19 protein-coding genes and 1 tRNA gene are annotated in these 19,232 nt (G+C 68.6%); 12 read left to right on the top strand and 8 right to left on the bottom strand.

Annotated features, from left to right (window positions below):
* Nucleotides 1-18: 18 nt before the first annotated feature.
* The 3 genes from BST27_RS24385 to BST27_RS24375 all read right to left on the bottom strand — a co-directional run bounded on the left by BST27_RS24385 (nt 19) and on the right by BST27_RS24375 (nt 3,100).
* On the bottom strand, nt 19-1,713 hold the full coding sequence (locus tag BST27_RS24385) for a selenocysteine-specific translation elongation factor (RefSeq protein ID WP_069422097.1): 1,695 nt from the start codon (nt 1,711-1,713) through the stop codon (nt 19-21).
* Nucleotides 1,701-2,993 carry an L-seryl-tRNA(Sec) selenium transferase gene (gene selA / locus BST27_RS24380; RefSeq protein ID WP_069422096.1) on the bottom strand — a complete coding sequence of 431 codons (1,293 nt, stop codon included), beginning with the start codon at nt 2,991-2,993 and terminating at the stop codon, nt 1,701-1,703. The genes BST27_RS24385 and selA overlap by 13 nt, the downstream gene beginning before the upstream one ends.
* 12 nt (nt 2,994-3,005) lie before the next feature.
* Nucleotides 3,006-3,100 (bottom strand) — tRNA-Sec (locus BST27_RS24375).
* Between the two features lie 50 nt (nt 3,101-3,150).
* Here BST27_RS24375 and selD point away from each other — a divergent pair.
* Nucleotides 3,151-4,143, top strand: coding sequence for a selenide, water dikinase SelD (gene selD, locus BST27_RS24370; protein WP_069422095.1), 993 nt, complete (start codon nt 3,151-3,153; stop codon nt 4,141-4,143).
* Here the strand turns inward: selD and BST27_RS24365 are convergent.
* On the bottom strand, nt 4,140-4,811 hold the full coding sequence (locus BST27_RS24365; RefSeq protein ID WP_232007435.1) for a GntR family transcriptional regulator: 672 nt from the start codon (nt 4,809-4,811) through the stop codon (nt 4,140-4,142). The two genes, selD and BST27_RS24365, sit on opposite strands and share 4 nt — an antisense overlap.
* A 101-nt stretch (nt 4,812-4,912) precedes the next feature.
* Between BST27_RS24365 and BST27_RS24360 the strand changes: the two genes are divergently transcribed.
* The gene (locus BST27_RS24360; protein WP_069422093.1) at nt 4,913-5,935 is read left to right on the top strand and encodes a cupin domain-containing protein; all 1,023 of its coding nucleotides are present in this window, start codon (nt 4,913-4,915) and stop codon (nt 5,933-5,935) included.
* A 58-nt stretch (nt 5,936-5,993) separates the two neighbouring features.
* Here the strand turns inward: BST27_RS24360 and BST27_RS24355 are convergent, their stop codons facing one another.
* Nucleotides 5,994-6,377, bottom strand: a complete 384-nt coding sequence (locus BST27_RS24355) for a hypothetical protein (protein WP_069422092.1) — start codon at nt 6,375-6,377, stop codon at nt 5,994-5,996.
* 307 nt (nt 6,378-6,684) lie between these two features.
* Here BST27_RS24355 and BST27_RS24350 point away from each other — a divergent pair, with 307 nt between their 5' ends.
* The gene (locus BST27_RS24350) at nt 6,685-8,919 is read left to right on the top strand and encodes an arylsulfatase (protein WP_069422091.1); all 2,235 of its coding nucleotides are present in this window, start codon (nt 6,685-6,687) and stop codon (nt 8,917-8,919) included.
* Nucleotides 8,920-8,934: 15 nt separating this feature from the next.
* Here BST27_RS24350 and BST27_RS24345 read toward each other — a convergent pair whose 3' ends face one another.
* From BST27_RS24345 to BST27_RS24335, 3 genes are read right to left on the bottom strand one after another with little or no spacing between them, the layout of a single operon-like run.
* On the bottom strand, nt 8,935-10,017 hold the full coding sequence (locus BST27_RS24345; protein ID WP_069422104.1) for a quinone-dependent dihydroorotate dehydrogenase: 1,083 nt from the start codon (nt 10,015-10,017) through the stop codon (nt 8,935-8,937).
* A 29-nt stretch (nt 10,018-10,046) separates the two neighbouring features.
* A complete protein-coding gene (locus BST27_RS24340; protein WP_069422103.1) occupies nt 10,047-10,268 on the bottom strand; it encodes a DUF5703 family protein in 222 nt (73 codons plus the stop codon).
* A gap of 53 nt (nt 10,269-10,321) precedes the next feature.
* Complete coding sequence (locus BST27_RS24335) at nt 10,322-11,380, bottom strand: SMP-30/gluconolactonase/LRE family protein (protein WP_069422090.1); 1,059 nt, start codon at nt 11,378-11,380, stop codon at nt 10,322-10,324.
* A gap of 110 nt (nt 11,381-11,490) precedes the next feature.
* On the opposite strand from BST27_RS24335, the gene BST27_RS24330 reads away from it, so the two are divergent.
* The 9 genes from BST27_RS24330 (at nt 11,491) to BST27_RS24290 (ending at nt 19,155) form a co-directional block, all read left to right on the top strand.
* Nucleotides 11,491-11,793 (top strand): hypothetical protein, encoded by a 303-nt coding sequence (locus BST27_RS24330; RefSeq protein WP_069422089.1) that lies wholly within the window; start codon nt 11,491-11,493, stop codon nt 11,791-11,793.
* Between the two features lie 69 nt (nt 11,794-11,862).
* Entirely contained in the window at nt 11,863-12,696 is an 834-nt protein-coding gene (locus BST27_RS24325) for an undecaprenyl-diphosphate phosphatase (RefSeq protein WP_069422088.1), read from the top strand.
* Nucleotides 12,693-13,412 carry a histidine phosphatase family protein gene (locus tag BST27_RS24320; protein WP_069422087.1) on the top strand — a complete coding sequence of 240 codons (720 nt, stop codon included), beginning with the start codon at nt 12,693-12,695 and terminating at the stop codon, nt 13,410-13,412. The genes BST27_RS24325 and BST27_RS24320 overlap by 4 nt, the downstream gene beginning before the upstream one ends.
* A 122-nt stretch (nt 13,413-13,534) precedes the next feature.
* A complete protein-coding gene (locus tag BST27_RS24315) occupies nt 13,535-14,122 on the top strand; it encodes a DUF3090 domain-containing protein (RefSeq protein WP_069422086.1) in 588 nt (195 codons plus the stop codon).
* Nucleotides 14,106-14,921 carry an SCO1664 family protein gene (locus BST27_RS24310; RefSeq protein WP_069422085.1) on the top strand — a complete coding sequence of 272 codons (816 nt, stop codon included), beginning with the start codon at nt 14,106-14,108 and terminating at the stop codon, nt 14,919-14,921. Before BST27_RS24315 ends, BST27_RS24310 begins: the two co-directional genes overlap by 17 nt.
* 55 nt (nt 14,922-14,976) lie before the next feature.
* Nucleotides 14,977-15,762 (top strand): 3'(2'),5'-bisphosphate nucleotidase CysQ, encoded by a 786-nt coding sequence (locus tag BST27_RS24305; protein WP_232007438.1) that lies wholly within the window; start codon nt 14,977-14,979, stop codon nt 15,760-15,762.
* Nucleotides 15,763-15,797: 35 nt separating this feature from the next.
* A complete protein-coding gene (gene mshC / locus BST27_RS24300) occupies nt 15,798-17,033 on the top strand; it encodes a cysteine--1-D-myo-inosityl 2-amino-2-deoxy-alpha-D-glucopyranoside ligase (RefSeq protein WP_069422083.1) in 1,236 nt (411 codons plus the stop codon).
* Nucleotides 17,034-17,057: 24 nt separating this feature from the next.
* Nucleotides 17,058-17,939 (top strand): SDR family oxidoreductase, encoded by an 882-nt coding sequence (locus tag BST27_RS24295; protein ID WP_069422082.1) that lies wholly within the window; start codon nt 17,058-17,060, stop codon nt 17,937-17,939.
* Nucleotides 17,940-17,943: 4 nt separating this feature from the next.
* A complete protein-coding gene (locus BST27_RS24290; RefSeq protein ID WP_069422081.1) occupies nt 17,944-19,155 on the top strand; it encodes an FAD-dependent monooxygenase in 1,212 nt (403 codons plus the stop codon).
* Nucleotides 19,156-19,232: the final 77 nt, after the last annotated feature.

Here is a 19,232-nt window from a genome sequence, read left to right as displayed (position 1 = left end):
ACCCGGGCCCGTGTTCGATCAAACCATCGTCCGGGTGCCGTCGTCGCGTCTACGGGTGACGCGCCGCGCGTCGAGTTGTTCGAGCAGGGGCACCGCGACGCGGCGGGAAGTGCCGAGCGCCTTGCGGGCGTCGCTCACCGTGAACGGCTGGGGGAGTGTCGCCAGGATCTTGGCCGCCCGATCGAACGCGTCCGCACCCAGCACGACGCCGTCGGCGATCCGGGTCAACCGTCCGGCGCGGACCGCCGCGGCCAACTCCTTGGTACCCAGCTTCAGCGCGGCCAACTCGTCGGCTTCCGGTGCACGGAACGGCTCGGCGGCCAGCCACTCCTGCACCGTGGTCACCGCCTTGTCGACGTGCGGCGGCAGACCCGCGCCGGGCGGCCGCACCAGGCCGTCGGCGACTTGCAGGTCGGTGCCGTGCAATAGCCGCACCAGCAAGTCAGCGGCCGGCAGTCCGACCCGCTGACGCAGCGTTTCCAGCGGCATCCCCGCGGCGACGTCATGCTCGGCGGACCAGCGGCGGACCGCCGCGACGGCCGCTTCCCGCCGTTGTGCCCACCACTGCGGGTCCACCACCCACTCGCCTTCGCGCTGGCCGGCCAGCGGCATTCCCATGGCGCGCAGCTGCGCCACCGGCGCACACTCCGGCGGGCGCACCCGTCCGCCCGCCAGCTCGTCGGCGCGCATCCGTGCCGCCCCGCGACGCCGCAGCGGCGGCGGCCGAACATCGAGGACTTCGACCCCGGCCGCGATCCGGTGTTCACCCGGATCTCGCAGCAGCCCAACGTCTTTCACCCGCAACGGCAACGGCCGCGCCAGCCGCAGCCGCGCAGCCAGCGGTCCGAGCTTGCGCACCCGCACCGGCACGGCCGCCGACCCGATGTGCAACATCAGCCGCTCATGCACCTTCTCCGGCGAGCGCAGGACGACGTCGACCTCGGCGGTATCCAGCCACGCGCCCGGGGTGCGCAACGTATCGCCGCGGGACACGTCGTGGCGGTCGACGCCCCGCAAATTCACGGCTACGCGCGCGACCGCGCCCACCTGGTCGAGGTCCCGGCCCAACGACTGCAAGCCGCGGACCGTGACCCGCCGCCCGTTGTGCTCGAGTTCGTCGCCCACCCGGATGGTTCCCGCGGCCAGCGTGCCGGTGACGACGGTTCCGGCGCCGCGCACGGTGAAGCTGCGGTCCACCCACAGCCGTACGTCGGCGTCGCGGTCGGGCCGGGGGACCCGGTCGACCAAACCCGCCAGCGCGGACCGCACCTGCTCTAGATCAGTGCCCAATGCGACGGCCGCGTTGGCCAGCGAGGTGGTGGCGAAGCGTTCCCGCGCCTCCTCGATGGCCGGACCGGGATCGGCCAGGTCGGCTTTGCTGATCACCAGCAGCGCGTGCTCGACACCGAGGGCGTCCAGGGCGGCCAGGTGCTCTTCGGACTGCGGCATCCAGCCCTCGGTGGCGGCGACCACGAACATGACGGCCGGCACCGGACCCACTCCGGCGAGCATGTTGGCGACGAACCGCTCGTGGCCGGGTACGTCGACGAACGCGATCTGCCGACCGTCGATCTCGGTCCAGGCGAAGCCGAGATCGATGGTCAGTCCGCGCCGTTGCTCCTCGGCCAACCGGTCGGGCCACATGCCGGTGAGTCGGTGCACCAGCGTCGACTTGCCGTGGTCGACATGCCCCGCCGTGGCTACGACGAACACGCCCGCACCGCGGCCAGCACCAGCTCGTCCTCGTCCGGGGCCACCGTGCGCAGGTCCAGCAGGCAACGGCCCGCTTCCAGTCGGCCGACCACCGGCGGCCGACCCGCTCGCAACCTGGCGGCATAGGGCTCCGGCAGGCTCACCCCGGCGCTGGGCAGTCGCACCTCCGGTGCACCTCCGCCGCCCACGGCCGCGACGCAGTCAACGGCCGTCGCCTCGGACAACTCGGTGGCGAGCCGCTTCGCCCGCTCCCGCAGCTGCGCGACGTCCACCGCCAACGCTGCTGCCACCGGTGGCGGCGGACCGGTCAGCGTGGCTTCCAGCGCCGCCAGGGTGAGTTTGTCCACCCGCAATGCGCGCGCGGCGGGATGCCGACGCAGCCGCTCGATCAACCCCGCGTCGCCGAACAGCAGGCCCGCCTGGGGTCCGCCGAGTAACTTGTCGCCGCTCGCGGTCACCAAATCGGCGCCCGCCCGCAGCATCGTCGTCGCATCCGGCTCATCGGGGAGCACCGGATGCGGCGCCAACAGTCCCGAGCCGATGTCGACAACTAGCGGCACGTTCCGCTCCGCCGCCAGCGCCGACAGTTCGGCGACACCCACCGCCGACGTGAATCCGGTGATGTGGAAGTTCGACGCGTGGACCTTGAGCACGAACCCCGTTTCCGGGCCGATCGCCTCGGCGTAGTCGCGTACGTGCGTGCGGTTGGTCGCGCCCACCTCCCGCAGCCGCGCACCACTGGAAGCGAGCAACTCGGGGATGCGGAACCCGTCGCCGATCTCCACCAGTTCGCCGCGACTGAGCACGATCTCCTTGCCGGGCGCCAGGGTCAGCGCGGTCAGCAACAGCGCGGCGGCATTGTTGTTGACCACGTGCACGCCGCCGGCGGCCGGGACGGCCCGAGCCAGCGCAGCCAACGTGCCCCGCCCGCGCCGGGCGCGACGCCCGGTGACCAGGTCGAATTCCACGTCCGTTGCGCGCCCAGCGGTGACCACCGCCGCCAGCGCGGCGGGGGACAGGGGAGCCCGTCCCAGGTTGGTGTGTACGACGACGCCGGTGGCGTTGATGACGGGCTGCAGGCTCGTTGCGGTCGCCGGGAGTGCGGCCACGGCGTGCTCCGCGACGTCCTCGGCCGCGATCTCACCGGCCCGGGCGCGTCGTTGTGCGTCGGCGACGACGGACTTCACCAACTCGCGCCCCAGGGTCCGTTGGGCCTCGGCCAGGCGGGCATCGGCGAGCAGCACATCGGTGCGGGGCACCCGCCGGCGCGGGTCGGTCATGACGTAACAGGGTGGCGGAGGCGGACGGGAATCGAACCCGCCAGCGGCAGCGACTGCCGCTCGACGATTTTGAAGACCGCGCCGGTCACCAGACCGGAAACACCTCCCTGGGCCATGCCGAATATTCTCGCAGGCGCCCACCTAGCACCATGGACACATGTCCTACCGACTGACCCAGTACGCCCACGGGGGCGGGTGCGCCTGCAAGATTCCGCCGGGGGAATTGGAGGACGTGGTCCGCGGGCTCACCAACACCGAGCCGCGAGACCCCGCCGGCGAACTGTTGGTTGGCCTGGACAGCGGCGACGACGCTGCCGTTGTCCGCATCGACGGCGGCACGGCGCTGATCGCGACGACGGACTTTTTCACGCCGGTGGTCGACGATCCCTACGACTGGGGCCGAATCGCGGCAACCAATGCCCTGTCCGACGTGTACGCGATGGGCGGGCGCCCGGTGGTCGCGGTCAACCTGCTGGGCTGGCCGCGCGACGTGCTGCCGTTCGAGCTGGCCGCCGAGACATTGCGCGGCGGACTCGACGTCTGCTCCTCGGCTGGCTGTTTTCTTGCCGGTGGACACAGCGTCGACGACCCGGAACCCAAGTACGGGCTGGCGGTCACCGGGATGGCCGATCCAAACAAGTTGCTGCGCAACGACTCTGGTAAACCAGGCACGCCGCTGTCGTTGACCAAGCCGCTGGGCGTCGGCGTGCTGAACAGTCGGCACAAGGCCACCGGGGAGCGCTTCGACGAGGCGATTCACGTGATGACCACCCTGAACGCCGAGGCCGCCCAGCAGGCGGTGGCGGCCGGTGTCGAATGCGCAACGGACGTGACGGGTTTCGGCTTGTTGGGCCACTTGTACAAGTTGGCCCGGGCCAGTGGCGTCACGGCCGTGATCGACTCGGCGGCGGTCCCGTACATCGAGGGTGCGCGCGAAGCCCTGGCGGCGGGTTATGTCAGCGGGGGCACACGCCGCAACCTCGACTGGGTCGCGCCACATGTCGACCTGTCCGGGGTCGACGACGAGACCGCGCTGTTGCTGGCGGACGCGCAGACCTCCGGTGGCCTGCTGATCGCCGGTGAAATACCCGGCGCGCCGGTGATAGGCGAACTGGTTGCGCGCCGGGAACATTCGATCGTGGTGCGTTAAATTCCGCCGAGCGGGTCGATGGACAACCCCAGGGCCCGGACCGTGCTGGCGAGGTGAGTCCGGATGGCGCCCAGCGCCCGCTCCAGGTCGCAGTCGCGCAGTGCGTCGGCGATCACGCGGTGCTCGTCCATGATCGTCGTCATGCGATGCGGATCGCGCCCCGCCGACTCGCGGACCATGCGCAGCTGCCGGTCGCGCAGCGACGAATAGAAGTCGGACAACAGGGGATTGCCCGCCTCTTCCAGGGTCACGGCATGAAACTGACGGTCGGCATCCAAGAACTCCTGCCAATCCACCGCCTCGGCCGCCACCTGCTGGCGCTGCAGTGTCACCGACATCCGCTGATACACCGCCTCGGCGGCGGCGGGGCCGTGCCGCACCACCTTGGTCGCCGCGAACTGTTCCAGGATCAGCCTGGCCTCGATGACCGCCCGGACCTCTTCGGGCGACACTGGCACCACCAACGCGCCGCGCTGCGGATACAACCGGAGCAGCCCCTCGGCCTCCAGCCGTAGGAACGCCTCGCGAACCGGGGTGCGTGACATGCCCAGCGCGGCGGCGACGTCGCCCTCGCTGATCAGTTCGCCGCCGGGGAAGGCGCCGGTGAGCACCTGCGACTTGACGTAGCGCAGCGCGCGGTCCTTGGCGGTGCCTCGTTCAGCGGTCACATGCACCCCTTCCGGTGGGACCAAGCTCACAATACAACTTAGATACAAGTTAGATACGATCAAGATATCAGTCATGCACAAGCATTGAGGAGAAGGCGCTCATGACCACTGCGACCTCGCTGAACAGCGCAATCGACTTCGACCCCACGGTTCCCGCGCCCATGACCAACGTTGCTGAGGTCGCCTTCGAGGGCAGGTTCGAGTCCTTGATCGACGACGCGCGCCTGTTCGAGTACTCGAAGGCGGCCAACCCGATCGGGTCTGGACACACCCCGCCGATGCCGATCGCCCAGTTCGGACCCGAGCTCTACCTGGACCAGCCGACGGGCGTCATCCCCCTCGACCTGTCCGCCCAGCTGGGCATCACCACCGGCCCTGCCACCAGCCCGGGGCTGCTGGCGAACTTCGTCCGCATCCGTGCCGCGAAGCACCTCGCCACCGCCGTCAACGCCACCTCGCAGCTCTACTACGTCCTGTACGGGCGCGGCTTCGCCGCCATCGACGGCCGGCTCGTCGAGTGGGAGAAGGGCGACTTCCTGGTCCTGCCCGCGGGCTGCCGGGCGGTGTTCTACGCCGACGCAGAAGCGGCGATGTACTGGGTGCACGACGAGCCGCTGCTGCGCTACCTGGGTGTCGACGCCACCCGGCCGCGTTTCCGCCCCACCAAGTTCCGCCGCGCGGACGCGGTGGCCAAGCTCGAGGAGATCGCCACCCGACCCGGCGCCAACGACAAGAGCCGGGTGAGTGTGCTGTTGGCCAACGCCGACCAGGAGCAGACGCTGACCATCACCCACGTGCTGTGGGCCATGTTCGGGGTGCTGCCGCCGCATCAGGAGCAGCGTCCCCACCGACACCAGTCGGTCGCGCTGGATCTGATCCTCGACGCGCCCCCGAGCGGCTGCTACACCCTGCTGGGCACCCGGCTGGACGACCGCGGCGAGATCGTCGACCCGATCCGGGTGGACTGGCAGGCCGGCGGCGCCTTCACCACTCCGCCGGGTATGTGGCACGCCCACTACAACGAGACGGACACCCCGGCACACCTGATCCCCGTGCAGGACGCCGGACTGCAGACCTACCTGCGCAGCCTGGACATCAAGTTCACCCAGCGCCGCGACGGCTGACGCTTGACTCTGCGCCTAGGGCGACAAATTGCGAGTAACCACCGCCAAAAGCGCAGCATCAACGCGAGGCCAGTTGTCGCCGCAGCACGTTGGCCAGTTTGAGGGCAACCAGGCTCAGCATTCCTTGCACCTCTGGTTGTTCATTCGGCGGCAGATTGTCGACCTCGCGCTGCACGGTCTCAGCCTGCTGTCGCAACGCCGCGATCTGCTGATTGCGTTGTGCGGGACTCAAGTTGTCCCAGTTGTCGTCCAGCGCGGTGGCCTGCCGCAGCAACTCCTCGACCTCCGCCTTGGGGTCGACGGAAAGGCTCGGGGGAGGCCGCAACGGACTTAAGCCGCTCAACACGCCGGACGCTGCGGCGGCCGGCTGTGCTTGCGCGGGACTCGCGATTATCAGGGTGCCGGCCAGCAGGCCGGTAGCAACAATCGCCGTGATTCTCATTGGCGTTCCTCCTGCGCGCTCGACGACGTCGGCGCGGGGCGCCGATGTCCTAGGGCTCGCGTGCTCAGCCACGTGCGAGCCGACTCGCGCAGGTTGCCGCACGTCGGCTGCGGGATCTTTGCGGAACTCTTGCAGAATTCTTGCGCTCGGCCGGGCACCCGGGCCGGCGCCTCGACGGCGCGGGGCATAGCGCCGCAGCCGGCTCGACTTACACACTGCCCCTTGCACATTGCGCAGCGGAGCCATAAGGTGACGAAGCTTGTAGTCGTGTGACTACAGCTCTCCGAGGGATTGGGGCAATGCCGACATGAGCCAACCGGTGCGACCGCCAAAAGACGCACCCAACGTCGTCGTGATTCTGCTCGACGACCTAGGTTTCGCCCAATTCGGTTGTTACGGTTCGGATATCGCGACACCCAATATCAATCGCCTGGCCGCCGGCGGGCTTCGATACAACCGCTTCCACGTGACCGCCCTCTGCTCGCCGACCCGCGCGGCGTTGCTGACGGGCCGCAACCACCACGCGGTGGGCATGGGTTTCCTCGCCGACCTACCCACGACACACCCGGGGTACACCGCGCGCATCCCGCGGTCCGCGGCCACACTTCCGCGGGTGCTGCGCGACGCCGGTTACAGCACGCTGGCGGTGGGCAAATGGCATCTGGTCCCGCGCGGTCAGCGCTCCGACGCCGGGCCATTCGACCAGTGGCCGCTGGGTTTGGGCTTCGAGCGCTACTACGGTTTCCTTCGCGGTGATGCGAATCAATGGGCGCCCGAACTGGTTCGGGACAACTCGTTCGTCGAACCGCCCGCCCGCCCCGAGCAGGGCTACCACCTGACCGAAGACCTCGCCGACGAGGCCATCCGGATGGTGCTCAACCAGCAGGCCGGCACGCCGGGCAAGCCGTTCTTCCTCTACTTCGCCACCGGCGCCATGCATTCCCCGCACCACGTGGAACGCTCCTGGGCGGACGCCTACTCGGGCCGGTTCGATCGCGGCTGGGATCAGTGGCGCGATGAAGTATTTGCCCGGCAGGTGAATTCGGGCGTGGTCCCGCCCAACACCACACTCACACCGCGACCGTCCTGGGTGCCGGCGTGGGACGACCTCGGCGCCGACGAGCGCCGTCTGTATGCCCGTATGCATGAGGTGTACGCCGGCTTCCTCAGCCACACCGACGCGCAGATCGGGCGAGTCATCGACACGCTGGAACGCATCGGGCAACTCGACAACACCCTGATCTTCGTGCTCTCCGACAACGGCGCAAGTGCAGAGGGCGGCGTCACCGGCACCGCCAACGAGCACCGCTTCACCCACCGCGTCCGCGACGACCTCGCCGACAACCTGCAGCGGCTCGACGATTGGGGCGGCACCGAGAACTACCCGCATTACGCGTGGGGTTGGGCCTGGGCCGGCAACACGCCGTTCCGGCTGTGGAAGCGCTACACCTGGCTGGGCGGAACACGGGTGCCGTTCATCGTCCACTGGCCCAAGCACATCCGCGAGGGGGGCGCGGGCGGCCAAGTTCGAGGCCAGTTCGCCCACGCGATCGACCTGCTGCCCACGGTGCTCGACGCGTGCGGGCTCTCCGCGCCGGAGTCGGTCGACGGTATCGCCCAGTTGCCCATCCAGGGCGCCAGCCTGCTGCCCAGCTTCACCGATTCCGCGGCGCCGAACCCGCGCTCGGTGCAGTACTTCGAGATGCTCGGCTCGCGGTCGATCTTCGCCGACGGATGGAAAGCCACGACCGACCACGTCTCGGGTGGAGTCATGGACGAGGATCTGCTGTTCCCGGGGAGTCGCGACTTCGAGCACGATCAGTGGTCGCTGTTCAACCTGGACGAGGACTTCTCCGAGGCACACGATGTCGCGAACGAGCATCCCGACGTGCTCGAAAGACTGCAGCGGCAGTGGACGATCGAAGCCGAGGCGAACAATGTGCTGCCGCTGTTCGATTCGCTCGTCGGACGGCTCTCGGCCTTTGCGCCGCCGGAATACCCGATCGACCAAAGGGTCACGCTGTACCCGCAGTCGGGCCCGGTGTCCGACGAAGCAATACCGCTGCTGGCGGGTGGCGGCAACATTGTCGCCGACGTCGAAGTACCAGACGGCACGCCGAGCGGAGTGTTGTTCGCCATCGGAGACCGCAACGGCGGGCTGGCCGCCTATGTGCTCGACGGACGACTCACCCTCGCGCTGGCCCTACCCGGCGAGACGCTGAGATTGCAGTCCGGTGAACAACTTCCACCGGGACGCCACTTGCTCGGCCTGGTGCTGCGGCTGGAGCAGGGCGGCCTGCGGGTCGAGGCGGTGGTGGACGGGCAGGTCGTCGCCGGCGCGTCCTCCGAGCACACCCTGCCCTTCGTCTTTCAGCACGGCGGCACCCATCTCACGCTCGGCTACGACCGGGGCCTGCCGGTGAGCGACGACTATCAGCCGCCATTCGCGTGGAACGGCATCCTGCACTCCGTCACGGTGCACGCCGGACAGACGGAACTCGACCAGCTGGACTACCTGCGCACCTCCCTGCAGGCCGACTGAGGGCCGCCTGAGGGCTCAGCCGGGCGGGTTCTGCGGTTTCCGCGCCGCCGAGCCCACCGCCGCACTGAGCGAGGCGAATCCACCCGCATGCAGCCGGCGGGCGATTCCGTCGTGAATGTCCTTGGCCCACAAGCCGCCGCCGTAGATGAAGCCCGTATAACCCTGTAACAGCGACGCGCCGGCGGTAATGCGCTCCCAGGCGTCCTCGGCCGTCTCGATTCCGCCCACGCTGATCAGCACCAGCCGGTCGCCGACGCGGTCGTAGAGCCGGCGCAACACCTCGACAGCCCGCTTGGCCACCGGGGGGCCGGAGATGCCGCCCGGCCCCAGCGCGTCGACGCCCGGGGTGAGCAGGCCGGCGCGCGAGATCGTGGTGTTGGTGGCCACTATCCCGGCCAGGCCGAGCTCAACGGCCAGGTCGGCGATGTCGTCGACGTCGGAATCGGAGAGGTCGGGCGCGATCTTCACCAGCACCGGCGTGGAGGTCTCCTGCAGCACCGCCGACAGAATCGGGCGCAGCGACTCCACGGCCTGCAGATCACGCAGCCCCGGCGTGTTCGGCGAGCTGACATTGACCACCAGGTAGGCCGCCAACGGGCCCACCAGGCGCGCGCTGGCGCGGTAGTCGTCGACGGCCTCGTCGGCCGGTGTCGCCTTGGTCTTTCCGATGTTCACCCCGATCGGGACGTCGGGGGTGTGCCGCGCCAGCCGGAGGGCCAGTTCGCCCGCGCCGTGATTGTTGAATCCCATCCGGTTCAGCAGGGCGCGGTCGTCGGGCAGCCGGAATAGGCGCGGGGCCGGGTTACCGGGTTGCGGGTGTGCGGTGACGGTGCCGATCTCGGCGTATCCGAAGCCCAGCGCGCCCCAGGCGCTCAGTCCGGCGCCGTCCTTGTCGAAGCCGGCGGCCAGCCCCAGCGGCCCGGGGAATCGCACCCCGAACACCGTGCTGGACAACAGCGGATCGGTCGGGCCCATAGCCCGACACAGCCGCGAGCGCACCGGCTCACGAGCCGTCGCGCCGCGCAACGCGGCGAAGACCAGCGTGTGGACACGCTCCGCCGGCAGCAGGAAAAGCAGCCGTCGAAACGGCGCGTACAACGGGTGCCGGCCCGCGCCGATCTGCGCGGTCACAGTTCCGGCTGATCGGGACCGCGCGTGGACGAGTCCGCACTGTCCAGGCGAGACTTCTTGCGGCGCAGCAACACCCGTCGGCTCCCGTCGTTGTAGAGCCGGACCCTGGTCAGTTCCCAGCCGCGGAACTCGGCCTCGATGGACAACCGGGTGGAGGCGCTGAGCCTGGTCACTTCGGGCGGTAGACGCAGCGGTGCCCATTCGTATTCGTCGGACATGTCGGTGTGCCATTCGGCGGGCAGCCGACCCCATTGCCTCGACCGGCGGTTCGTCACGACTGGCCCGCCGCGTGCTCGATGACCTGAACCCCGGCCCCGGAACCGGACACCACGTACAAGGTGCCGGACGTGTCGTCGAAGGCCAGCGAGTTGGGTTGCTGCACGGTCGGGTAACGCACCTTTTCCACGGGGATTCCGGTGGACAGATCGTAACCAATGACGATGTTCGCCGCGGTTTGGGCTATCCAGGCCAGGTTGCGTGACCCGACCAGGCCGTACGGGGCCTGCGGCACCGGGTAGGCCTGACGCAGGATCAGCGGATCGACGCCGTAGACCAGCAGTTGGCCGCCACGCGTGTCGGCGACCAGTACCCGGCCCAGTGGATCGGCGGCCAGGGTGGTGGCGCCCTCGCCGGCGCGCAGTGCCTGCTCGGCACGCCCGTCCGGCCCCAGTGCGGTCACCGACGTTTGGCCCCGGTCCAGCACCACGATCCGATCACCCTGGGTGACAAGGGAATCGACGCGAGCGAAGAGCTTGTTGCGGTCGGTCACCGGGGCGGTCCCCGAGTCCGCGGCCCCCAGGACGTAGACGGCGCCGTCGGCGCTGCCTAGCACCAGTCGGCCGTCGGCGCGGCGGGTGACCGCGGTGAAATCCACCTGCGCGGAGTCGGCGACGGCGACCCGGTCGACCCGGCCACCCGCCAAATCGACCACAAAGTAACCGCCACGGGTCGCCACCACCGCCGCTCCATGACCGTCGCAGACAACGGCCGACGCGGGTCCAGGCAGGGCGATGACCCGCGGCGCGGCCTGGCCCTCGTCGAACAGGCTGATGCTCGCGGGGGCCGACGGGTCGTCCCCGGGGCTGAGCACCACCAACTTGCGCGTTGGGCCGTCGAAGAGGGCGGCCTGCGGGTGGCCGCCCAGCGGTCGCACCACACCGGCCGGGGCCTGAGCCGGCGGTGGGGAGACGGCCGGTTGCGCGGCCGGAATCGTGGGCGGAGTCGATTGCAGTGGATTCGACGAACAACCGATCAGGGGCAATGCCAAACCCAGCAAAACAATGCCGGTGCAAATAAAGCGTTGCAAAGCGTCCTTGTGCAGTTTGACCAACGAACCGCCTTCTTGCGGGGAGCGTACAAATGAAATTCTAAGGAACGCTGCCGCCCCCAATCTGGTCATCTTGCTCCCCCCAACTGGTCTTGAAGATGTATCTTCTTGACATGACCGTCACCGCTGACCGGCATATCGCAAGCAACGAGTTTGCTATCGAGGATATGTTGACGGGCATTTTCGCCAGCGGGTACGGAGTCGTCGGAGATGGCCGCAGCTTTTCTTTCCACATTGAGCACCGCTCGCTCGTCGTCGAAATTTACCGACCCCGCATTGCGGGCCCGGTTCCGCAGACCGAAGACGTGGTCGCGCGGACCGTCCGCAGCCTGGTCGACATCGACCTGACCGACGAGCGCAGCCTGGCCGCAGCCGTGCGGGACGCCGTTGCCCACGCGGAACCCGTCCAGCGTTGACGCTCCGGTCGCACCCGGTAGCAGCTTGCGCCACCAGGTACGGTCGTCGTCGTGTCTGCGGTTCCGGCGATGTCGTGGTGGCAAGTCATCGACTTGGCCGTAATGCAGGGTCTCACCGAGTTCCTCCCGGTGTCTTCTTCTGGCCACCTGGCCATCGTGTCGCGGATCTTTTTCCGCGCTGACGCCGGTGCCTCATTCACCGCGGTCACCCAGTTGGGCACCGAAGCTGCCGTGCTGGTGTACTTCGCGCGCGACATCGCGCGGATCCTCAAGGCCTGGTTCCTCGGAATCTTTCGCGGCGTCACGTATCGCAACGCCGACTACCGGCTCGGCTGGTACGTAATAATCGGGACGATCCCGATCTGCGTGCTGGGACTGCTGTTCAAGGACGAAATCCGCTCCGGCGTGCGCAATCTCTGGGTGGTGGCCACCGCGTTGGTGGTCTTCTCGGCCGTGATTGCCCTGGCGGAGTACCTGGGTCGGCGAACCCGGGATATCGAGCAGCTGAACTGGCGCGATGCCGTGCTGGTGGGGCTCGCGCAATGCTTGGCGCTGGTCCCGGGCGTTTCCCGGTCCGGCGCGACCATCAGCGCCGGTCTCTTCCTCGGGCTGGAACGCGAGCTGGCCGCGCGGTTCGGGTTTCTGCTGGCCATTCCGGCGGTGTTCGCCTCCGGCCTGTTCTCCCTGCCGGACGCCTTCCACCCGGTGACCGAGGGGATGAGCGCGACCGGGCCGCAGCTGCTGGTCGCCACGCTGATCGCGTTCGGTATCGGGTTGGCCGCGGTGGCCTGGTTCCTGCGATTCCTGGTGCGCCACAACATGTATTGGTTCGTGGGCTACCGGGTGCTGCTCGGGGCGGTCGTGCTCGCCCTGCTGGCGACCGGAACGGTGACCGCAACATGACCGTCATCCTGTTGCGCCACGGCCGGTCCACCTCGAACACCGCGGGCACCCTCGCGGGTCGTTCCGAGGGCGTCGACATCGACGACAAGGGCATCGAACAGGCCGCCGGGCTGATCGACCGACTTGGCGACCTGCCCATCCGGGCGCTGGTGACCTCACCGCTGTTGCGGTGCCGTCGCACGGTGGCGCCACTGGCCGAGGCGCTGTGCCTGCAGCCCGTGATCGAGGACCGGCTCGCCGAGGTGGACTACGGCGACTGGACCGGCCGCAAGCTGAGCGAGCTGGTCAACGAACCGCTGTGGCGGGTGGTCCAGGCCCATCCGAGCGCGGCGGTGTTCCCCGCCGGGGAGGGCCTCGCCCAGGTCCAGGCTCGCGCCGTGGCCGCCGTCCGCGAACACGACCGGCGCCTGGCCGAGCAGCACGACGGCGACGCGCTCTGGGTGGCCTGCACCCACGGAGATGTCATCAAGTCGGTGATCGCCGATGCCTACGGCATGCATCTGGACGGCTTTCAGCGCATCAACGCCGACCCGGCGTCGGTCAGTGTGGTGCGTTACACGCCGTTGCGCCCGTTCGTGCTGCACGTCAACCACACCGGCTCCCGACTGGCGGCCGGGCTGCGGGCGGCGCCGCCCCCGCCCAAAGACGGCGCCAAGGATGGCGCCAAGGACGCGCCCCCACCCAGCGACGCCGTCGTCGGCGGCTCCACCGACTAAACCCAATTCCGCCGAACGTGCGTGTCAGTCCGCGACACGCCGGGAAACGATGGCATTCTGCGCACCCTCGCGACACATGGAACCGCACAGGGACCGCATGGGCACGGTATTTTGGAAGTGCTATGGGCCGAGCAATCCACGTCTTCCGCACACCCGACCGATTTGTGGCCGGGACCGTTGGGCAGCCCGGAAACCGCACGTTCTACATCCAGGCCGTGCATGACTCCCGCGTGGTGTCGGTGGTGCTGGAAAAGCAGCAGGTCGCGGTTCTGGCGGAGCGCATCGGCGCGCTGCTGCTCGAGGTGAATCGCAGGTTCGGCACCCCGGTGCCCCCGGAGCCCACCGAAGTCGAGGACCTCAACCCCCTGATCATGCCGGTGGATGCCGAGTTTCGGGTTGGGACGATGGGACTGGGCTGGGACTCCGAGGCGCAGACGGTGGTGGTCGAACTGCTCGCCGTCACCGACGCCGAGTTCGACGCCTCGGTGGTTCTCGACGACACCGAGGAGGGGCCCGACGCGGTGCGCGTCTTCCTCACCCCGGAATCGGCGCGGCAGTTCGCCACTCGCTCGAACCGTGTCATCTCGGCGGGGCGCCCGCCGTGTCCGCTGTGCGACGAACCACTGGACCCGGACGGGCACATCTGCGCGCGCGCCAACGGCTACCGGCGCGAGGCGCTGCTCGGGCCCGACGATGACGTCGCAGAGTGAGGCGCGTGAGGTCCTGCGCAACGGCGAGCTGACGGTCCTCGGACGCATCCGCTCCGCCAGCAATGCCACCTTCCTGTGCGAGGCCACGCTGGGGTCCGCGACCGTGCATTGCGTCTACAAGCCGGTGTCCGGTGAGCAGCCGTTATGGGACTTCCCGGACGGCACGCTGGCCGGGCGCGAGCTGGGCGCCTACCTGGTTTCGGTGGCGTTGGGCTGGAACATGGTGCCGTACACAATCATTCGGGATGGTCCCGCCGGACGAGGCATGCTGCAGCTGTGGGTGCAGCAACCGGGCGACGACGTCGACTCCGACCCCAGGCCCGGACCCGACCTGGTCGACCTGTTTCCGGCCGGCAAGCCGCAGCCCGGCTACCTCGCGGTGCTGCAGGCCTACGACTATGCCGGCGACGAGGTCGTCCTCATGCACGCGGATGACACCCAGCTACGCCGGATGGCGGTGTTCGACATCGTGGTCAACAACGCCGACCGCAAGGGCGGCCACGTCCTCAAAGGCGTCGACGGCCAGGTCTACGGGGTGGACCACGGGGTGTCCCTGCACGTCCAGGACAAGCTGCGCACCGTGCTGTGGGGGTGGGCCGGCAAGCCCATCGACGACGAGTCGTTGGAGGGAGTGGCCAGGCTGGTCGAGGCCCTGGGCGGGCCGCTGGCCGACGAGCTCAAGGGGCTGATCACCCCGGCCGAGGTCGCCGCGCTGCGCCGGCGCGCGCTGCAGGTGCTGGACAATCCGGTGATGCCGGCTCCGAACCGTCACCGACCCATTCCCTGGCCGGCGTTCTGACGCGGGCTGGTGTGTCGGTGATACTGAAGGCGTGACCGCGGCCCCCGGCGACAAGATCGACAACCACGATCTGACCGACGCCGAGCTGGCCGCCGATCTCGCCGCCGATGCCGGCAGACTGCTGCTGCAGGTGCGCGAAGAAATGGGATTCGCCCATCCGTGGATGCTCGGCGATGCCGGTGACACGCTGGCGAATTCGTTGATCCTGCGGCGGTTACGCGCCGAGCGGCCCGACGATGCCGTGCTCAGTGAGGAAGCTCACGACGATTTGGTGCGACTGAAGTCCGACCGGGTCTGGATCATCGACCCGCTGGACGGCACCCGCGAGTTCTCCACCCGCGGCCGCGACGACTGGGCCGTACATGTCGCGCTGTGGCAACGCCCCACCAACGGTGAGCGGCAGATCACCGACGCCGCTGTGGCGCTGCCGGCGCGCGGCAATGTGGTGTACCGCAGCGACACCGTGACGGGCGACGCCGCGCGAACGGGCATTCCCCGCACCCTGCGGATAACGGCCAGCGCCACTCGGCCCCCAGCGATCCTTTACCGCATGAGTCAGACCCTGGACATCGAACTGGTGCCGATCGGTTCGGCCGGCGCCAAGGCGATGGCGGTGGTCGACGGCCACGTCGACGCCTACGTGCACGCCGGTGGGCAGTGGGAGTGGGATTCGGCGGCACCGGCGGGCGTGGTGCAGGCCGCCGGCATGCACGCCTCGCGACTGGACGGTTCGCCGCTGGAGTACAACCAGGCCGACCCGTATCTGCCGGATCTGCTGATGTGTCGCGCCGAGGTGGCGCCGATCCTGCTGGACGCGATCCGGCAGGCTTGGTGGCGGTAGGTCCTGGGCGACGCGGCTGTCCTAAAGTCGACGGCATGCAGTCGTGGTCGCCGGCGCCGGTTCCGGAACTACCGGGTCGCGGCCCGGAGCTCCGGTTGTATGACACCGCCGATCGTCAGGTGCGCCCGGTGACGGCGGGTGCGCGGGCAACGATGTACGTCTGCGGGATCACGCCCTACGACGCAACCCACCTCGGCCATGCCGCTACCTACCTGGCGTTCGACCTGATCCATCGGCTGTGGCTCGATCTGGGGCACGAGACGCACTATGTGCAGAACGTCACCGACGTGGACGACCCGCTGTTCGAACGCGCCGAGCGCGACGGGGTGGACTGGCGCGATCTGGCTGAGCGAGAGGTGGCGCTGTTCCGCGAGGACATGTCGGCGCTGCGGATCCTGCCGCCCAGCGAGTACGTCGGGGCCACCGAGACCGTCCCCGAGATGGTGGAGCTCATTGAGAAGATGTTGGCCTCAGGCGCGGCCTATGTCGTCGATGGCGAATATCCCGACGTGTACTACCGGGCGGACGCCACGCTGCAGTTCGGCTACGAGTCGGGCTACGACCGCGACACCATGCTTCGGCTCTTCGCGGAACGCGGCGGCGACCCCGGGCGGCCCGGCAAGACCGACGAACTCGATGCGCTGCTGTGGCGGGCCGCGCGTCCGGGAGAGCCAAAGTGGCCGTCCCCGTTTGGGTTTGGCCGCCCCGGCTGGCACGTCGAATGTGCCGCCATCGCGCTCAGCCGCATCGGCAGCGGACTCGACATTCAAGGTGGCGGCAGCGACCTGATCTTCCCGCACCACGAGTTCACCGCCGCGCACGCCGAATGCGTCAGCGGCGAAAGGCGTTTCGCGCGCCACTACGTGCACGCCGGGATGATCGGCTGGGACGGGCACAAGATGTCCAAGAGTCGCGGCAATCTGGTGCTGGTGTCGCAACTGCGCGCCCAGGGCGTCGATCCGGCGGCCATCCGATTGGGTCTGCTTGCCGGGCACTACCGTTCGGACCGCTACTGGAGCCAGCAGGTGCTCGACGAGGCCACCGCTCGGCTGCACCGCTGGCGCTCCGCCGCCGCGTTGCCCGCCGGGCCGGACGCGGCCGACGTCATCGCCCGGGTGCGGCGCTACCTGGCCGACGATCTCGACACCACGAAAGCGATTGCCGCGCTGGATGGTTGGACCACCGATGCGTTGGAATACGGTGGCCACCACGAAGGTTCACCGCAACAAGTGGCCACGGCTGTCGACGCGCTGCTCGGCGTGTCGCTGTAGCCGCACGGTGGTACGTTTTCGGCCATGACCACGATGCAGGACAAAGTCGTCTTCATCACCGGCGCCGGCCGAGGAATCGGGGCCGAAGTCGCCCGTCGGTTGCACAACAAGGGTGCCCGGCTGGTGCTGACCGACCTCGGTGAAAAGGAGCTGGCCGAAATCGGAGCCGAACTCAGCGGCGACGGCCGCGTGCTCACCGTCGTTGCCGACGTGCGCGATCTCGCGGCAATGCAGGACGCGGCAAAGCAGGCCGTCGAGAAGTTCGGCGGCATCGACGTCGTCGTGGCCAACGCCGGCATCGCCAGCTACGGGTCGGTGCTGGCGGTCGACCCGGAGGCGTTCAAGCGGGTGCTGGACGTCAACCTGTTGGGCGTCTTCCATACGGCTCGAGCCACCTTGCCCGAGTTGATAAATCGTCGCGGCTACCTGCTGGTGGTCTCGTCGCTGGCCGCGTTCGCCGCGGCCCCGGGCATGGCCTCTTACGACATGTCCAAGGCGGGCGCCGAGCACTTCGCCAATTCGCTGCGGCTGGAGGTCGCCCATCTCGGCGTTGACGTCGGCTCGGCGCACATGTCGTGGATCGACACGGCCCTGGTCCGCGACAGCAGGGCAGACCTGCCGTCGTTCGATGAACTTCTCCGGAGATTGCCTTCGCCCCTGAACAAGACCACGTCGGTCAACAAGTGCGCCGCGGCCTTCGTCGACGGCATCGAGAACCGCAGAGATCACGTGTACTGCCCGAGATGGGTGGGCCTGCTGCGCTGGCTCAAGCCGGTGTTGTCCACCCGGCTCGGCGAGGCGGCCATTCGCAAGACCGCGGCCGAGTTGATGCCCCGGGTAGACGCCGAGACCATCGCGCTCGGTCGATCCACCAGCGCCTACACCCAGGCGCTGGAGAAACCGTAATGCCGTGAAAGTGGCCATTTGCGGTGCCGGGATCGCCGGGTTGGCCGCTGCGGAACGTATGTCGGCACTCGGCGCCGAAGTGGTGTTGTTGGAGCGCTCTCCCGGCCCGCGCACGCAGGGCTACCTGATCGACTTCTTCGGCGCCGGTTACGACGCGGCGGAGGCGATCGGAGTCCTGCCGGCGATCGAAGATCTCGCCTACCAAGTCGAGGAAGCCAGCCTGGTCGACACGCACGGCCGCCGCCGGGCGGGCATTCCCTACGGGTTGATCGCCAAAGCGCTCGAAGGCCGGCTGTGCAGCATCATGCGGCCTGACCTGGAAAAGGCATTGCGGGACAACCTTCCTGGCGATGTGGACCTGCGCTTCGGTGCATCGGTTGCTGATGTGTTCCACCGTGATGAGGGGGTCACGGTGACGTTGGCCGACGGCGGCGAACTCGATGTCGATCTGCTGATCGGCGCCGACGGGATCCACTCGACCGTGCGCACGTTGGTGTTCGGTGACGAGTCGCAGTATCTGCGTTACCTCGGTTTTCACACCGCCGCTTTCGTAGTCGACGCTCCCGAGATCCGCGAGGTGGCGGGCGACCGGGTCATGCTGACCGACACGTTAGACCGGCAGCTGGGCTTCTCCGTCCTGCGCGACGGCAAGGTCGCGGCGTTCGCGGTGCATCGCGCGCCGGATCCGCAGCGGCCCAGCGACGTTCGCGTCGCCATCCAGTCCAACTACGCCGACATGGGCTGGCTGGTGCCGCAGGCCCTCGAGAATTGCCCGCCCGCCGAGGAGATCTATTACGACCAGGTCGCCCAGGTCGTGATGCCCACCTGGCGCAAGAACCGGGTGGTCCTGCTCGGTGACTCGTGTGCGGCGGTCTCGCTGCTCGCCGGACAGGGCGCTTCGTTGGCCGTGGCCGCCGCGTACTTGTTGGCCGAGCAGTTTCGCAGGACGTCGTCCGTGGACCGGGCGCTGGACTTCTACGAGCGACTTTGGCGCCCAACCGTCGAGGACAAGCAGAAGACGGCGCGCGATATGGCCAACCGGTTCCTGCCCGCCACGAGCGGCCAGCAACGAACCCGCCGCCTGGCGCTGCGGTTCGCTTGGTTCGGTCCCGTCAAGCGGCGTCTGGTCGCGGCACTGGTCGGCGAGCCCGACGCGGTCATTCCGATGCTGCTCGACACCGCATCGGAGGATCAAGCGGCCGAAAAGCCGTTCTAACCCGGATTTTTCGTGAAACGTTGTGAGTTTCGGGGTGTAGATATGCGAAAGTGCCTGTCCTGCAAGGAATAATTGGA

This window comes from Mycobacterium intermedium (assembly GCF_002086275.1).
GTDB lineage: Bacteria > Actinomycetota > Actinomycetes > Mycobacteriales > Mycobacteriaceae > Mycobacterium > Mycobacterium intermedium.
This window is presented reverse-complemented; position numbering and strand designations above follow the sequence as displayed.

Coding starts and splice junctions, on each gene's coding strand:
- selA (WP_069422096.1), bottom strand. CDS start 2,993: ATGACCGACCCGCGCCGGCGGGTGCCCCGCACCGATGTGCTGCTCGCC.
- selD (WP_069422095.1), top strand. CDS start 3,151: ATGTCCTACCGACTGACCCAGTACGCCCACGGGGGCGGGTGCGCCTGC.
- BST27_RS24360 (WP_069422093.1), top strand. CDS start 4,913: ATGACCACTGCGACCTCGCTGAACAGCGCAATCGACTTCGACCCCACG.
- BST27_RS24355 (WP_069422092.1), bottom strand. CDS start 6,377: ATGAGAATCACGGCGATTGTTGCTACCGGCCTGCTGGCCGGCACCCTG.
- BST27_RS24350 (WP_069422091.1), top strand. CDS start 6,685: ATGAGCCAACCGGTGCGACCGCCAAAAGACGCACCCAACGTCGTCGTG.
- BST27_RS24340 (WP_069422103.1), bottom strand. CDS start 10,268: ATGTCCGACGAATACGAATGGGCACCGCTGCGTCTACCGCCCGAAGTG.
- BST27_RS24330 (WP_069422089.1), top strand. CDS start 11,491: ATGACCGTCACCGCTGACCGGCATATCGCAAGCAACGAGTTTGCTATC.
- BST27_RS24325 (WP_069422088.1), top strand. CDS start 11,863: ATGTCGTGGTGGCAAGTCATCGACTTGGCCGTAATGCAGGGTCTCACC.
- BST27_RS24320 (WP_069422087.1), top strand. CDS start 12,693: ATGACCGTCATCCTGTTGCGCCACGGCCGGTCCACCTCGAACACCGCG.
- BST27_RS24315 (WP_069422086.1), top strand. CDS start 13,535: ATGGGCCGAGCAATCCACGTCTTCCGCACACCCGACCGATTTGTGGCC.
- BST27_RS24310 (WP_069422085.1), top strand. CDS start 14,106: ATGACGTCGCAGAGTGAGGCGCGTGAGGTCCTGCGCAACGGCGAGCTG.
- mshC (WP_069422083.1), top strand. CDS start 15,798: ATGCAGTCGTGGTCGCCGGCGCCGGTTCCGGAACTACCGGGTCGCGGC.
- BST27_RS24295 (WP_069422082.1), top strand. CDS start 17,058: ATGACCACGATGCAGGACAAAGTCGTCTTCATCACCGGCGCCGGCCGA.